Raw genomic sequence first — 17152 nt, 5'->3', positions numbered from 1 at the left:
CATGTCCAAATACAATAAAATTACCGAGGAACCTTCGCACTACGACAGTCTGGAACATATGGAAACCCATGCCATCTTGGAAAACATGAATGCCGAAGACAAAAAAGTGGCAGCTGCTGTTGAACTGACCATTCCCCAGATCTCAAAATTGGTTGATGCCTTGGCGGAGCGCTTTGATAGGGGAGGTAGGTTATTTTATATCGGTGCCGGTACCAGTGGAAGATTGGGAATCTTGGATGCTTCGGAAATTCCACCAACCTTTGGGATGCCCCATGATAGGGTCATTGGAATTATTGCCGGGGGAGATTCGGCCATTAGAAAAGCTGTGGAAGGGGCTGAGGACGATACCCAGCAGGCTTGGAAAGATTTGGCAGTACACCAACCCACTGAAAATGATACCGTAATCGGGATAGCCGCTTCGGGCACCACCCCCTATGTTCTGGGAGGGGTATCGGCAGCGAAAAACAGTGGATTGCTCACAGGATGCATTACCAATAACCCCGGATCCCCATTGACGATGGCTGTTGAAATACCCATAGCTATTAATGTGGGCCCTGAATTTGTTACGGGCAGTACCAGAATGAAAAGCGGCACTTCTCAGAAATTGGTGCTCAATATGATCTCTACCGCCCTAATGATCAGAATAGGTAGGGTAAAGGGCAATAAAATGGTGAATATGCAGCTCAGTAACAAGAAATTGGTCGACAGGGGAACCCGCTATCTTGTGGAAGCCTTGGGAATCCCCTATGACGAAGCGGAACGCCTGTTGCAGCTGCACGGATCTGTTAAAAGGGCCATAGACGCTTATGAAAAGTAAATCTACCTTTTGCCAATAGCAGCCACCTCTTCTTCGGTGACCATTTTATCGTTTTTGTTGCCCCAGGAATTGGTGATATAATTCATCACATCGGCCACTTCGTCATCGGTGAGGCCCATGGGCATCATGGTATTGTTGTAGGTCTTTCCATTGACCACAATTTCTCCCCTTTGTCCATATTTGATACCTCTAATGCTTTCTTTTCGGTTGTTCATCAAATAATCCGATTTGGCCAATGGAGGAAAGGTATGGGGTACTCCTTCGCCTTTTGCCAAGTGACAGGTCACACAGAAATCGGCATAGATCTCGCTACCGCGTTCCATACTTTCCTTTAGTTTGTTATCCTGAAAAAGATTGTTTGCCAATAAAAAAATGGCGGTAACATATATAGCTAGAAAAATTTTCATTTTTAAGATTGTTTTATTGATGGATCATAAGTTGATTGGATTCCATTTTCTGTATAGAATGTTTTATCGGTTGGGAGACTATTCTGTGGGCACCAGTTTTAAAATTCCCTTGCCTTCAACACCTATATAAATGAATCCATCCGGAGCCTGATATACGCTTCTTACCCTACCGATATCTTCCAATAGTTTTTCGCGATAGACCACTTTTTCCCCTTCCATGGCCAGTCTCTCCAAATATTGGAATACGAGGGATCCTACCAGAAGGTTACCCTGCCAATTGGGGTATTTATCGGAAGTGACCATGATCATACCACTGGGGGCAATGGACGGTACCCAGTAATGGATTGGTTGTTCCATACCTTCCATTTCGGTCTTATCGGTAATTGGGGTTCCACTATAGTTGATCCCATAAGTGATTACGGGCCAGCCATAGTTCTTTCCCTTTTGGATGATATTGATCTCGTCCCCACCTCTTGGTCCATGTTCGTGATCCCACATGACCCCTGTTTCTGGGTGTTTTATAAGTCCCTGTGGATTTCGATGCCCGTAACTGTATATTGCTGTTTTGGCTCCTGCCACATTTACAAAAGGGTTATCGGAAGGGATACTGCCATCGTCATTGATTCTGTAGATTTTTCCACCATCTCTTTTGATGTCTTGGGGGTTAACGTCCCTATCGCCACGTTCTCCAATGGAAAAGAACAAATATCCGTTATTATCAAACTCCAAACGGGAGCCAAAATGCTGTCCGGCTGTGGTATTGGGAGTGGCTTTGTACAATAATTCGTTGTCCACCAGTTGGAAATCTTTCAAGCGTGCTCTCATTACAGCAGTATTTCCTCCTTTTTCATCTCCCTCAGAAGAGGCATAAGAGATATAGATCCATCCGTTCTCTGCATATTTAGGATGCAATTCTATATCCAAAAGGCCACCTTGTCCACGAACATAAACCTCAGGAACATTTTCTATATTAGTTTTTTTTCCATCCTTAAAATGGATCAATTCGCCTGATTTATCCGTTATCAAAAATGCACCATCGGGAAGCATGACCATACCCCATGGGATAGAAATTCCTTCAACAACCGTTTCGGTGGTGAAGGCTATGTTTTCTGCAGTTTTTGCCTTGTTTTCAGGTTCTTGTCCACAAGAGACAGTTGTCATTACAACGAATAAATAGAGGAATACAATACTAATTTTCATATCTTAACGTTAAGATTAATAATACAAGGAATACAATTTTTGTTTAAAGATAATTAGAATTTTATAAGATAAAATATTTACATCAAAGAATATCATTGATCCCAAGTCGAATATATTCTTAAAAAGACTTAACCTATGCTCCCAAGAAAACCACGGCATCTTTTGTATGCCATACTGCTGATCGCGTTATCGGTTGTGTGTACTTCTGCATTGGCAAATTTTAAAGTCCATCATCTCCTTACAGATATTCTACCAGTCTATAATATTGATCATGAACCTTCTACTGCTTTAGCAGAAAATGAATCCTTTGCCAAAACTGATTTAACCAATACATCTACCAATCTATCAACTGAGGCCAGTGCTGACTATGGAGCATTTGCTAGCACTGCAATGTTCTCTACCATCATTACCAACGGTGACGAAACTGTTACTTGTAGCAATGACGGTAGTACCATGGTACGTTATAACCTATGTGGTGATTATGATAATAGGGTAGTCAGTCTTCAGGCAGCATATAGCAGTTACCAATGGGAACGTTTTAACCCAGGTGGTAGTTGTGTTTTTGATGTAAACAGTGAATGTGCCAATACAACGGCCAGTTGTTGGAGTGTAGTAAGTACCAGTTCCAATTTTAATATCAATGCCAGTACCATTAGTTCATCAACCGGTGCCGGATTCAGGGTACGCGTCAACGGATCTGGTCCATATTACTATTTCAAAGTCAAGAAGAGTACCATCACGCAGACCTATGTAAAGCGTAACTTTATCTGTGGGGCACCAGGAAGGATCCAGATTACCAACCTATCCAGTGCTTATGAGTACAGTATCAATAGCGGAAGTGGTTTCGGACCTTATCAAGGCCCAATATTTGATAACCTATTACCTGGTACCTATGTAGTAAAGGCCAGACTTCAGAATACATCCAATACATGTGAGTATCCTTATGAACCCATTGTAATAGAACAAAGGGATATGGATATTGATGTCACTTTTGTAGATGCACAATGTAGTGGCGATACGGGAAGCATATCCGTAACGGCCAATAATGTTCCAGGTCCATTTAAATATACCTTATTGGATTCCAATGGGGTGCCACAGGAATTTACCTCTTTTATCGCTGCGAACAACTATGTATTCAGTGCCGTCGGTTTCGGTACCTATAGTGTAAGGGTAGAGACCCAGCAGTGTAAGGGAGATATCTCAAACGGTATTCCACCACCAACAGAAAGTAATGATATCAATGGTAATCCTATAGTTATAGGAAGTGGTATTGTAGCATTGAGCGCTTCTACGGAAGTAAACAACAGTTTTGGATGTAGTGTGGCAAGCGTGGATATTACGGTACGAACTTCCGGAGGAACAGCACCTTATACCTTTACCGTAAACGGAGGAGCAACGGTTAGTCCGGCTTATACCGGTTCTACTATCTATACGGTCACCTCTCCCGGTTCTTATGATTTCGATATTACGGATAGCAATGGATGTACCATTTCCGCTTCTGCAACTGTTGAAGTGCTAACACCACCGGATATTACGGCTAGTGGCGTCAATGGAACCTGTAGTAATGGAGGGGCCAAAATAAATTTCAATGTCGTTGATGGTAAAGGGTATAACCTTTCTTTTAGGGCAACCCCTGCCGATCCATGGAGTACCAACACCCAATTATCCGTGCCCGCAGGTACCTATAACAATTTACAAGTACGCTATCAGCAAGGTGGCTTTGACTGTATTTTGACCTTGCCGAACTCGGTTACGGTAACAACTACCGGCGCCATCAATGGTACAGCGGTTAAATGGGCAGATAGGACCTGTGATGGAACCGGAGGTACTGTTGGAGGTTCCATAGAGTTCCAAGGTCCCTTTTCTGGTGGATCGGGGAGTGGATATGTGTTCAGTATTTCTGGTGATGCCCCGGCAAATTTTACTGCCCAGACCTTGTATAACAATCTTGCACCGGGTACCTATATTCCTATAATCAAGGATTCCGGCGGATGTCGTAGTCAGCTGCCTCCAATTACAATTGCGGATGTTGCCCCACCCACGGGAATAGCTTTTGCCCAGAGCAATGTGAATTGTGCTGCGGGAACGGCCGACGTCCAATTAACGGTTACCAGCAGTTTTGCGATTGCCAAATATGAAATTATTGGTCCGGCTCCAGTGGTGGACAATGGAGGTAGCAATACCTTCGTAGCATTGAATACGGCCACGGCCTACCAATTCAGGGTTACCGATATCAATGGTTGTACCTATACCAGTAGCTATACCCCTGCGAATATCAGTTCCATTAGAGCAAGGGTCAAGGCAGGAGGGGATTCACGAGTTTGTTCCGGAGGAACCGATGGAACAGGAACTTTCCTTATAGATGGTTTTGCCAATAACTATACTTATAATATCAATGGAGGGGTAGAAAGTGCTCCCCAAATTGCCGGGGAGGTCGTATTGCCACCTTCTGGAGCAGGGGTCTATGTTATCAATGTTATGGATGTGGATACGGGTTGTACCGATTCAACGTCATTTACCATTACGGAACCTGCTGCCCCTATCACTTTGGGCGGTACAGTAACGGCAATGAATTGCCAGAATGGAAATATAGGTAGGGTAGTAGCCAATGCATCCGGTGGATGGGGCAATTACCAATATACTTTGGTCTACCCTGGGGGAGCACCTACTGTGGGTCCAAGGACCAATAGAACATTTGGAAACCTATCCACGCCCGGTACTTATAATTTAAGTGTTAGGGATTCCGAAGGTTGTACCGCTACGTTTAGTTTTACCTTGACACCACTTTCATCCCCTACCATCAGCTTGGATGCGGCCACGGATTACTGTTATGTGCCCAGTACCGGAGCTACTGTAGTTGTAAATGCCGCCGGGGGTACCCCGGGATACCAATATAGAATCAATGGGGGTGCCCTGCAGGCAGGATCTACCTTTTCTGGGCTTACCCCTGGAAACTATACCGTTGAAGTAATTGATGCCAATAATTGTTCCAGTCAGTTAAGTGTGAGTATTAATCCACAATTAAGGGTTGCTACGACTATCGCTTCAGATATACCTTGCGGGGGCGCAGATGGAAGTATTCGTGTAGAAGCCACCAACGGATATCTGGTGGGTGCCGGGCCAAAACAATATGAAGTTATTTATGATGATGGTTTTGTCGTTACCACTAGTCCACCATCTCCCTTGGTTTCCAATGTGTTCTTTTACAATACAAATGCCAGTGGGACCTATGTTTTTAGAATAACGGATAATGAAGGGTGTGTCGCCGAGTCCAATCCTCTGGTATTGGATCCACCCTTGGCCATTGAAGCCACCGCTTCGGCAACTCCGGCCAGTTGCGGGCAGGCCAATAACGGTATTGCCACCATAACCCCAGATGCAACCATAGGGGTGCCTCCTTATGTGATAAGTTTTAACGGAAGTCCTTTTACCTCCCAAACAACCTACTCAAATCTCACTGCTGGGTCCACCTACAATTATATTGTTAGGGATTCAAGAGGTTGTGAGACCGTAGGGAAAACTGTAACTATTCCGTTGGATGGAACGCCACCTCCAAATGCAACCGTGGTTCCAGTTGATGCAACCTGTGGTGCCGGAGTGGTAGCGGGCAGTATTGATATTACCGGAGTAACAGATGGGGTAGCCGATTTTACCTATATCCTTCAGGACCAGTTCGGCGCCGAGTTGGATAGAATAGGGCCCACAGCAAGTACCGTAACGTCTTTTTCGAATGTTATCCCTGGGAACTACACGGTTATTACCGTAGATAGGTATGGTTGTAGGGATGTGGACAATGTGACTGTGATACAGACGACAGTAGATGTAGTCCCAGAGCCAGTTGGACCATTGGTTTGTAATGCCACCGGTTTTTCCCATACGGTAAATATTGTTGGAGGCACAGGTCCCTTTGAAATTAGATTGGTCGAAGTTCCGGCCAACGTATTTGTATCACCTAATCTTGGCCCTCGAAGACATACCTTTAATGGATTGCAATATGGGGTATCCTATATGGTTGAAGTATTGGATTTGGGAACAGGATGTACTTATTTGGATATCATAGACCCCATAGATGGACCTACACTTTTAGATGTCACCGCAACTTCAACGGCAGGGTATTGTGATGTCAATAGAAACGGACAGATTTCCTATACGGTAACTGGCCTTTCTGGGTCGGGCATCAGGGTGGAGTTGGTAAATTCAGATACAGGGGCGAGACAGGTAATCGCTTCCGATCCCGGGTTTGCTGGCGCAGTTTATTCCAATACCTATGAGACGCTGCCTGGAAATTATCAGATTGTGGCAACTGATCTGGGTGATGCATGTACGGACGGAGCCGCAATTACCATCAACCAGAACTTACCATCTATATTTATTCTACAGGAAGATCCTGCCAATTGTAATGCCGAGGGACAGTTTACAGTTCAAGGCTACGGTGGTGCTGGAGGTCCATATGAATTTGCCTATGTGCCCCAGGGCAATACCCCAGATTATGATGGTACGGCAACCCCTGCTGATCCTTTGGACGATTTTACGACCCAAACTACTGCCTCAAGGCCAGCGGGTAATTATGAAATATACATAAGGGATATCAGTGGGTGTATTTCTTTTGGAATAGGTCAGATTGTTCAATTGGATCCGCCATTGCCCGCGCCGGGGATTACGGTGATCAATCAATGTGATAATACGGCTACTTCCTTCCAGATCGATGTTACTATGCCACCAGGCGTGGATACGCCTAGATTTACCCTTGGCGGTGTCACTCAAATTGGAAGTCCGGCTACTTTTTTTGTGACTACCCCAGGTTTTTATACCATTGATGTGGTAGATGCCAATGGATGTACAAGCACAGGAATTGCTGAGGTATTTGAATTTATCTCTGCTTCGGGCGGTTTTACTGTAATGCCCACATGTAACAATGCCGACGGAACCATCAGCGTGGTAACCGATGGTGGAAGTGATGATTTTACCTATCAATTACAGGATGGGACCGGAGCCAATATTGGCGCACCAATTGTTGGCGATAGAAATGCAGGAGTTTTTCCGGGCGTAGGTCCAGGGAATTATAAGGTCTTGGTAACCGATAATATTGTGAGCGATGGATCGGGGAATTGTTTCTTTTTGGTAGATAATATTTTCTTGGCCAATCCTACACTTCCTGTTATTAGTGCCGTATTGGACTTGAATGTAAGTTGTGAGGGAGCGAACAACGGTGGTATAGACGTTATTTTGACCAGTGGTTCGGACGTGGATACCCCCATCACCTATAATTTGGTGGATTTTGATACCAGGGCGCTTTTGGCTACCAATAATTCAGGATCATTCCCTAATCTTCCTCCGAGACGTTATGAAGTTGAGGTGGTTACTGATAGGAACTGTATGGTGCAGACCGGTATGGTGGATATAACAGAACCAGCTCCATTTTCTATCACGGCTTCAGCCCCGGATTTTTCTTGTGAGGTAGGGGCCAATAGGTTCAGTTCCACTATTATTACAGTTAATATTATAGATCCGGGAACGGCTGCAGGTGGATATCAGTACAGTTTAACAGGTTTCGGCAATTACCAGAGCAGTAATCAATTTGAAATCATTGACAATGGTGCACCTCAGAACTTTACGATCTATGCCATTGATGGTAATGGTTGTCAGACTACATTTGTTTTGCCAACCATCAACCCTCCTACAGATGTTGTGCCTAGTTTAAGCGTGTTGCGTGATTTGGACTGTAGAGATCCAGAACAAGTCCGTATCGATGTTGTGGGCACCACAAGCTTTACCGTGACAACCAATTCCTTGGTACCGGTAGCGCCAGTAGTTGTAGTGGGCAATAGTTTTGCCCTGATCGATTTGCCGGCGGCCGGAGATTATCTTTTTGAGATTACCGATAATATTGGTGGTTGTACCTATCCATTGCCAAAACATACCGTAGATGAACCGGTGGCGCCAACTGTCGTGATCAGTGAGGCCAAGCCTATCCAATGTTTTGGAGTTAATGATGGTGAAATGGCAATCACGGTAACTGATTATACTGGAAATTACACCTATAACGTTTATAGCAGTGATGACCTAACGGCCACAACTTCTTTGGCTACTGGTAGCTTCCATACATCCAACAATCCAGAGACTATTACCGGACTTCCAGGAGGTAACTTTTATGTCATAGTGACTTCCGATGATTTGCCCTATTGTTCTGGAAACAGTAATGTGGCGACCATAAGGACTCCAAGTGGCCCGCTTACCCTTTCGGCCTTAGAATTGGGCAATGTTAGTTGCGATGACAATCTTGGTAAAATCCAGGCTAGCGCTCAGGGAGGTTGGGACACCTCTGCTTACGACTATAGTTTGGCCATTGAAAGTCCAATAGGTAGTGGAACATTTGTTGGTGTGGTCGCTTTTGGGCCAAACAATGAATTTGAAAACTTGTCCAGTGGAAGTTATAGGGTTACCGTAAGGGATATTGAAGGTTGCGAGACAAGTACGGATATACAACTAAATCCTATTCCCCCAATAGTGGCCGGCATCAGGGAACCACAGGCTTTGGTCTGTCCAGGTGGAAACAATGCCGTATTGGAAGCTTTTGATCCAACAACGGGCAATGCCCTAACTGCTCTTCCGGGAGCCTCGGGAGGAGTTCCAGGAGCAGGATATAAATACAGATTGTTGTATTTGGGTAGTAATGACAATACAGATGTGGTTTCAACAGGTGGTCTACAAGATACGCCTACCTTTGTTGGGATAACTGGTGGGTATATCAGTGCAGGCTGGTATGCCATTGAGATATCTTCAGGATTCGCGTGTGTTGGTGTCACCGTACCTTATTTTGTGAATCCACCGCCACCGATAGATCCGAAATTGGTGCAGGTACAAGCTCCCGGTTGTGGGGGACAGGGCCAAATACGATTAAGTGTGGAAAATCCTGAAGTGGGCTATGTATACGAATATAGATCGTTCAGTGCACTGCCTACCGATCCCTATATCGATATGGCAGGTACCTCTGTATTGATTACGGTTGGACCAGGATTCTATCAGTACGATATCCGTAAAAAGGATGTAACGGGACTGAATGTTTGTAATAGTGTGCGTTCTCAAGGGATCACCTTGGTCAATGCAGAAAACGTTGATCTTATATTAAATCTGCCAGATGATATTTCTTGTGCTTCCGAATTGGATGGAAGGATAGAATCTTTTGCTGCGGGTGGTGTAGGGAACTATCAATTTCAATTATGGTTGGGAGATCCGGGAGATCCGTTTGCGCCAAATGCATCGGCGACCCTATTTAGACCTACCCAAGATGATGGGACCTTTGAAGGATTGCCAGAGGGCACGAATTATTATGTGAGCGTTATCAGTGGTGTAACGTGTTCTGAGGTTGAGGGTCCATTGGTGATCCTAAGGCCAGATCCTATACAGTTTACGGCCGTGCCCAATGCAGTATCCTGTAACGGGCTATCTGATGGTTCTATTGAAATAGACGTGACATCTGGAGGAGTTGGACTTTTACAATTCGCGATCTCACCCAATTTCAATGAATTCTTTAGTTATCCTACCACCCCGGGACAGTTCGTATTTGATGATTTGGATGCCGGTACTTATGAAATATTGATCTTGGATGAAAAGGGATGTTCGGAGAAAATGACCTTGACCGTCTTGGAACCGGACGTTCTGACGGTATCATCCATAGAAACTCCGGAAACATGTATCAATGCCATGGATGGATCGGCACAACTGACCATAACAGGAGGAACTCCTTTTATAGATCCAGTGACTTTACAGCCATATTATGAGACCAGTTTAAACTCATCCGATCCTGCAGATTTTGTTAGGAATGATGCGTTGTTCTTTGATAATTTGGAAGGAGGGGAGACTTATGTTGCTTTTGTTAGGGATGCCAGAGGTTGCGAAACCAATGTGGTAATACCCATTATAATTGGGGTAGATCTTACTGCTACCGCGCTCCCAGAATACGGTTGTGAAGGGATATTTCCCAATAGCACTGTTACCGTAGAAATGCAAGACTCCAGTGTGCTGTCCAGGTTATTGTTTTCTTTGGATGTGGATGATATTAGTTTGGCCACTACCAACCATACCTTTGGAGATTTGCCTCCCGGGGACCATATTGTGTATTTGTACCATGAGAACGGTTGTTCAACTTCTGTTCCATTTACCATAGATGCTTACGACCCATTGGTTCTTGATGCGGTCAAGACAGGGCCAAATGAAATTACGGCTACGGCTACAGGTGGTTTTGGTAATTACCAATATTACTTCCAGGGACAGAACATGGGAGATAACAATGTCTTCACTCTAAATATGGATGCAACGGTTACCATACGAGTAGTTGATGAACAGGGCTGCAGCGTTACCATAACGATACCGTTTAAATTTACAGGAATGTTGGAAATGCCTAATTTCTTTACTCCGGACGGTAACAACATGAACGATCTTTGGGCACCAGGGAATCGTGAAATGTTCCCTAACATGGAAGTGAAAATCTATGATCGATATGGTAGGGTAGTGGCTATTTTGGATGATGTTATCGGTTGGGATGGTAAATATGAGGGCAATGAGGTGCCAACAGGGGATTATTGGTATGTGGTAAATGCCAATGATCCTGATAAGCAGCAGTATGTGGGACACTTTACTTTGTTCCGATAAGATAAAGTTAAAAAGCTAACAGCTTGACCGAATAGGTGTTAATAGATATTAGCACCTATTTTGTTTTTTATAAGACTTATTTTGGTTTGTTTTTCTAAGTATTATGGTATATTTGCAGTCTGAAATTAAGATAGTTGACCATTAAATCAATCTATAATTTTTTCGGGGTGTAGCGTAGCCCGGTTATCGCGCCTGCTTTGGGAGCAGGAGGCCGCAGGTTCCCCCGAAGTTTCGGGGCTGCCACCGGAAGAGATTAGATAGAAAAGTTGAGATATTGAGTTTATAGATAACCTATTCGGGGTGTAGCGTAGCCCGGTTATCGCGCCTGCTTTGGGAGCAGGAGGCCGCAGGTTCGAATCCTGCCACCCCGACCAACGAAAGCCAGACAAATATTGTCTGGCTTTTTTTTATTTGAACTTGGATGAAGCTTGCTCCCCATCCAACGTGAAAATAAAAAAAAGTGAAAGGCGTAGCTTTTTGGTCGAGGTCGGAGGCAGGGAATTTTTGAAATTTTAGAATTAGGATGAGATGGGAATATAGATGTCAAAGGTTGTTCCTTTGTCCAGTTTACTTTTTGCCGAAATGAATCCATTATGGTTCTCCACAATTTTTTTGACGATAGCAAGTCCGATACCAGTTCCTGCATATTTATCTTTGGTATGAAGTCGTTGAAACACTTCAAAAATCTTTTCAGCATATTCTTCTTTAAACCCTATTCCATGATCTTGGAACGTGATATGTAAGTAGGTGTTGCCGGGTAAAAGTGCTTGATGCTTCAATTTGTCGCCATTGATAATTTCACTTGATATCTTGATTCGTGGTGGTTGGCCGTATTTGGAAAATTTAAGGGAGTTGCTTATCAGATTAAAAAATAACTGTTCGAATTGAAAGGGGATGATATGGAACTTTCCCAGCTCTTCAACTTCGATAATTGCATCTTCCATTTTTTGGGTATCTGCTAGTTCAACTTTAACAGATTCTATAATTTCATTCAGGTCCGTTAATTCAAATTTTCCTTTAAGGGTATTGGCATGAGATAGGGAAAGTAAATCATGGATAAGCGTTTGCATCCGGTCAGCTGCATTATGCATCCTTGAAAAATAGTTTTTTCCCCTCTCGGATAGATTCGCAAATTCAGTATCTATAATGAGTTCGGCAAAGGTTTGGATCTTTCGTAATGGTTCCTGAAGGTCATGGCTAGAAATGTAGGTAAAGGATTGTAGTTCCTTGTTCATTTTTTCTAGTTGCTCATTCTGGGTCTTAAGTAACTTTTCAGCCCTTTTCCTTTCAGAAATATCTTGGTAGGAAGTAATCATAAAGCGCTCAGAATGGAGCCTGATTATTTCATAGGAAACTATTGCAGGAAAGGTTTCGCCAGATTTACTGGTATATTGCACTTCAAAATCTTTCATTGCATCCGTTTGCTTTAAATTCAACAGGAGTTGTTCCGTTTCATCAATGGATAGATTTTGAACTTCCTCAAGGGTCCTACTTTCCTGAAGGTGTTCAAATATATAAGATATCACCCTATCGTATTCCCGTGGTTCGATCAATTGTAATTCTTCGGAGGTTTTGCCAATAATTTCCTCTCTGGTGTAACCGAATAAACTGCAAAAAAGAGAATTCACATATCTTATTTTGTTGGTCTTGATTTCGGACAATGACATTGGTACAGGGTTGCTGTCAAAGATTTTAAAGAAACGTTCCTCGCTGGCTTTTAGCTCGGACTCACGCTTTTGCCAGTCAGTAATGTCTTGTGCGGTCCCTGCCAGGCGTATAGTTTCGTTTTGCTCATTGGTAAAAACTTGACCTCTCGCTTTAATGTATTTGATTGTACCATCAGGGCATGTAATCCTATGTATAAATTTGTAGGACTGATGGTCATTGAATGCCTGCTGTATCGTGGCATTTAAATTATCTCTATCATCTTTATGAATGTAGTTGAGATAATTTTCATAGCTGGGAATAGAATCTTGGGGTTCCAATCCAAAAATCCTAAACAGTTCATCAGACCAAGTTATTTTATCAGACTTTACATCCCATTCCCAACTTCCGATAAGGGCTAGTTGTTGCGCTTCAATGAGCTGGGAAGTTTTATTGATGATTGTTTCTTGGGCCTGTTTTCTAACTGAAATGTCACGTAGGAAGCCAATAAAAATATGGCGATCATTAATTTTTGTCCCTGATATTTTCAGTTCAACCGGAATTTCAACCCCGTCTTTTTTGACCGCAAACATTTCCAGAGCTTTGTTCATGGCTGGTCCTTCACCAGTCTTTAAAAAAAGCTCCATTCCTCTTGTATGCATTTGTGCAAAACGTTCGGGGATTATCGTTTCTGTCAAGGACCTTCCCAATGTTTCCTCCTTTTTCCATCCAAAAATGGATTCTGCCTCGGGGTTCCAACTTATGATAGTCCCTTTCTCATCAATGGTGATCACTGCATCTGGTGCAAAATGTAAAATGGCCTGCATTTCTTGATAGACCTCCTTAAGGTTGGCCTCTAAAAAATCGGAATGTTCAAGGTGATCATGGATATCGGTGTGTGTGCCAACCCAACGACTTATATTTCCATCAGCATCAAATAAAGGAAATGCCCGGGAAATAAAAGAACGGAATTTTCCATCAGCACCCTTCACAGGAAAGGTCATCTCAAAGGGTTTTTTTGATTCTATGGCATTCCTCCATTGCTTTACCACTAAGGGTAAATATTGAGGGTCATGCACAGCTCGCCAGCCCCAGCCTTCCATTTCTTCTTTCGTGGTGCCTGTATACTCGTACCAGCGTTGGTTATACCAGAACACCCATCCATCGGCATTGGCCATCCAGGCTAGGTTTTGAATGTTGTTGGCCAGGGTACTGAACTGGGTTTCACTTTCTTGGATTTTATTGTGTGCCTCTACCTGAGGGGTAATATCTATTAAAGTATTTATGGCACCTGTTAAATTGCCATAGGTATCAAAGGTAGGTTGCGGATTTGGTAGGATGTTGCGTCTGGTACCGTCAGGTCGCTCAATAAGGATTTCAAAACTAACGGGTTTCTGTTGCTTTAAGGCCAATGCCATGGGGCACTCTTCAAACGGTAAAGGTGTACCGTTTTGCCTAAAGATTTTCCAGGATCCGCACCATAGGTCTTTTCCAATTACTGGCCTGGTCCCCCAAAGCTTGGCGGCGGCTTCATTGTACAATTCAATATATCCATCTACATTGCATGTGTATACCGCAACGGGCAACCCGAACAATAAATCTCGATACCGCGCTTCACTATTTTTTAATTCTTCATTCAGTATGTTCACAGAATTGGTAGTGACTTTTGTCCCTGATTCCTGCTGATGTTCTAACCCGTTATCAGGTCCTTGCCCTTTCTTATTTGGCTTTGTAGTATGTAAATTGTTTAGTCTGACCAATTGCGATGCTATATCCTTTGCGTTAAGGACATGGTCTACCACCCCTTTTGAAACAGCTAAATGGGGCAAATGGGGAAATTTGGCGGAATCATTTTGGGAAAAAATCAACCCTCCAACAGTTTTGATATCTTGACATCCAATAACACCATCATCCAGTGTTCCATCTAAGATGATACCAATGACTCTGTTACCAAAGGTCTTTGCTGCTAAAGAGAATAGGCTATCGATGGACTGGAATTCACCATTTTTTTTATGATCGGTTGTATTCCCATCAATTGAAATGTCATTACCATGGTCAATAGCGGTAATATAGACCTGATTTGGTCCTATTTTATGCAATTCAACCAATTCCCTCACATCCATTGTGGTGTTACGGGATAGCCGCTCCTTTAATTTTCCAGTGGTACCCCGCACATGATGTTGTGCATAAATGAAAGCCATTCCTGGTGCTGGAGGTAGAGCAGATAATAATTCAGATATTGCCTCAGGTCCACCCTCAGACGCACCCACAACAACAATTTTGAACAATTCCGTGGCCCTAACACCTCTATTAGGGGCCTTTAAAGTTTTGTCATGGGATTTTTCCGTGGTGGATTTCATATTAATACAACTTTAAATAAGCCCTGAGGGCAAATTTTTTCATTAGGTTGTGAATTTTTTTGACTTTATGCCTGTTTGGTTGTAGCCATATTTTGTCCATAACCAGCATCACTAAAATGATTTCCGGCAACCCATAGGTCTTGGTGCAAAAAAAATCACTTTATGGGATTAAGGAATGTTTTGGCAAATTTAGAAACACCATATTCAGAATTAAAGATAGATAAAATTTCTATAGGTGGTAATGTTGCCTCAGAAATGATTATCCCAAATGATACCCTGATATTCCAACACTTTCGCTATGGAGATGTATCATCTAAATTATAATCTATTCCTTTGTTGTTGTCTTTTTCCATTCCTCAAACTCAGATTTAATTTCTTCAGCTGTAAGTGGGTAAAGACCTATAACTGGATTTCCCTGTTGAACCTTTTCCATTACGAATGCTTCATACAACGTCATTTGTAAACATTCATCGTTACTTCCATGATCGTTGCCGGAAGTACGTACGGTATGCAATTGCTATGGGTACTTTTGTTAAGCTGTATTTTTTCAGGTCTTTTGATGTACTCGTTTGGGAATTACGCCTTAATTTCAGGAGAAACAGCCTTATATAGTTTTAAAAAACATATCAAAGGTGGAAAATTCATAGCTATTTTGATCATCATCGGTATCTCATTTGGACAATGGAATTCTTTGATGGGCATTTTGGGGATTTCAGCAAATATTATCTACGAAATATTTTTGATCTATTTTCCACAATTGGAAGGGTTTAGATATGAAACGGTTCTGATCGTTGCTATAGTAGTGATCGGAATTATGTATGCGCTACTTCTAGTTGGAAAATATACCTTCTTTGAAAAGATCCTGGTCATCTTTGTGACCATTATGGGGCTTTCCTTTATAGTGTCCCTTTTCATGGTCTATCCCCTTCCTATGGAAGTAGTCCAAGGGTTGGTACCATCCGTTCCAAAGGTGGAAGGGGGCAATATGATGGTTGCTGCCTTTGTGGGAACCACAATGGCTGCGGCAACATTCTTATCTAGACCCCTTTTTGTAAAAGGGAAGGGATGGACCATACACAATTTGAAACAACAGAAAAAAGATGCTATTATAGCGGCTTGCCTTGTATTTATAATCAGTGGATCGGTAATGGCTGTAGCAAGTGGTGCCTTGTTCCATCAGGGACAGCCTGTTACCAAAGTTTTGGATATGGTAAATACCCTAGAACCCGTTGCAGGTAAATTTGCCTTGACACTTTTCTTTTTTGGAACCTTGAGCGCAGGATTATCCTCCATATTTCCCTGTTTGCTGATTGCACCAATATTATTGGCCGATTATCAATCTGGGGAACTGGATACCAGCTCAAAACAATTCAAAATAATTACCGCTTTTGCTTCTGTTTTTGCTTTGATCGTTCCAGTTTTGGGAGCCAATCCTGTTGAAATGCAAATTTTGTCCCAGGTGTTCAATGTATTTGTACTCCCCATAGTAATTGTGGGAATACTATTGCTCATCAATAACAAAAAAATCATGAAAGGACATAAGACCAGCCTATGGATAAACCTAGGATTGGTAACTTCATTGCTTTTCGCCTGCCTTATTTCATTTAATGGCATCATGGGTTTACTGGAATATTTTTAGTTTTAAGTATACCTGTTTGAACTATATCAAATTAAAACGGACATAACAGACATATCTTTAATATTTTTTCAAAAAGAGCATTGTAAATAGGCTGTAACTTATTATTTTTGCAGTCCGGATTTCGGGATGTAGCGCAGCCCGGTAGCGTACACGCCTGGGGGGCGTGGGGTCGCAGGTTCAAATCCTGTCATCCCGACCAAGCAGAAAAGTGATTTGCATTTGCAAATCACTTTTTTTGTTTACCCGAGTTTCAAAACGAAGTTTTGGAGAGCGAGGGGAAACAAAAAAAGTGGGTGCCGATAGGCATCACTTTTGTATTTTCAGTGAGGGTTCATTGGGATTCTCCAAATCCTGTCCCCGAGTTTCAAAACGAAGTTTTGGAGAGCGAGGGGAAACAAAAAAAGTGGGTGCCGATAGGCATCACTTTTGTATT

At 42.8% G+C, this 17152-nt stretch carries 8 protein-coding genes and 2 tRNA genes; 7 read left to right on the top strand and 3 right to left on the bottom strand.

Going from position 1 to position 17152, the window contains the following annotated elements; translation table 11 throughout:
* Window position 1 precedes the first annotated feature (1 nt).
* The gene (locus WAA86_RS11255; RefSeq protein WP_337301109.1) at window positions 2–817 is read left to right on the top strand and encodes an N-acetylmuramic acid 6-phosphate etherase; all 816 of its coding nucleotides are present in this window, start codon (window positions 2–4) and stop codon (window positions 815–817) included.
* A 2-nt stretch (window positions 818–819) separates the two neighbouring features.
* On the opposite strand, the gene WAA86_RS11250 is transcribed toward WAA86_RS11255, so the two are convergent.
* Window positions 820–1224: a c-type cytochrome gene (locus WAA86_RS11250; protein WP_337301108.1), complete on the bottom strand. Its 405-nt coding sequence runs from the start codon at window positions 1222–1224 to the stop codon at window positions 820–822.
* A 78-nt stretch (window positions 1225–1302) separates the two neighbouring features.
* A complete protein-coding gene (locus WAA86_RS11245) occupies window positions 1303–2424 on the bottom strand; it encodes a PQQ-dependent sugar dehydrogenase (RefSeq protein ID WP_337301107.1) in 1122 nt (373 codons plus the stop codon).
* Window positions 2425–2559: 135 nt separating this feature from the next.
* Here WAA86_RS11245 and WAA86_RS11240 point away from each other — a divergent pair, with 135 nt between their 5' ends.
* Together WAA86_RS11240 and WAA86_RS11235 are read left to right on the top strand one after the other, a co-directional pair.
* Window positions 2560–11076, top strand: coding sequence for a T9SS type B sorting domain-containing protein (locus WAA86_RS11240; RefSeq protein ID WP_337301106.1), 8517 nt, complete (start codon window positions 2560–2562; stop codon window positions 11074–11076).
* 296 nt (window positions 11077–11372) lie between these two features.
* A tRNA-Pro gene (locus WAA86_RS11235) sits at window positions 11373–11450 on the top strand.
* Window positions 11451–11594: 144 nt separating this feature from the next.
* Here WAA86_RS11235 and WAA86_RS11230 read toward each other — a convergent pair.
* The gene (locus WAA86_RS11230; protein WP_337301105.1) at window positions 11595–15080 is read right to left on the bottom strand and encodes a PAS domain S-box protein; all 3486 of its coding nucleotides are present in this window, start codon (window positions 15078–15080) and stop codon (window positions 11595–11597) included.
* Window positions 15081–15242: 162 nt separating this feature from the next.
* Between WAA86_RS11230 and WAA86_RS11225 the strand changes: the two genes are divergently transcribed.
* From WAA86_RS11225 to WAA86_RS11210, 4 genes are all read left to right on the top strand, one after another.
* Window positions 15243–15404, top strand: coding sequence for a hypothetical protein (locus tag WAA86_RS11225; RefSeq protein WP_337301104.1), 162 nt, complete (start codon window positions 15243–15245; stop codon window positions 15402–15404).
* A gap of 157 nt (window positions 15405–15561) precedes the next feature.
* A complete protein-coding gene (locus tag WAA86_RS11220; protein ID WP_337301103.1) occupies window positions 15562–16719 on the top strand; it encodes an NRAMP family divalent metal transporter in 1158 nt (385 codons plus the stop codon).
* 122 nt (window positions 16720–16841) lie between these two features.
* A tRNA-Pro gene (locus WAA86_RS11215) sits at window positions 16842–16918 on the top strand.
* A 36-nt stretch (window positions 16919–16954) separates the two neighbouring features.
* A partial coding sequence (locus tag WAA86_RS11210; protein ID WP_337301102.1) for a hypothetical protein occupies window positions 16955–17152 on the top strand: 198 nt, incomplete at its 3' end.

Source organism: Sediminicola sp. 1XM1-17 (assembly GCF_037203765.1).
In the GTDB taxonomy this organism is placed as follows: Bacteria; Bacteroidota; Bacteroidia; order Flavobacteriales; family Flavobacteriaceae; genus Sediminicola.
This window is presented reverse-complemented; position numbering and strand designations above follow the sequence as displayed.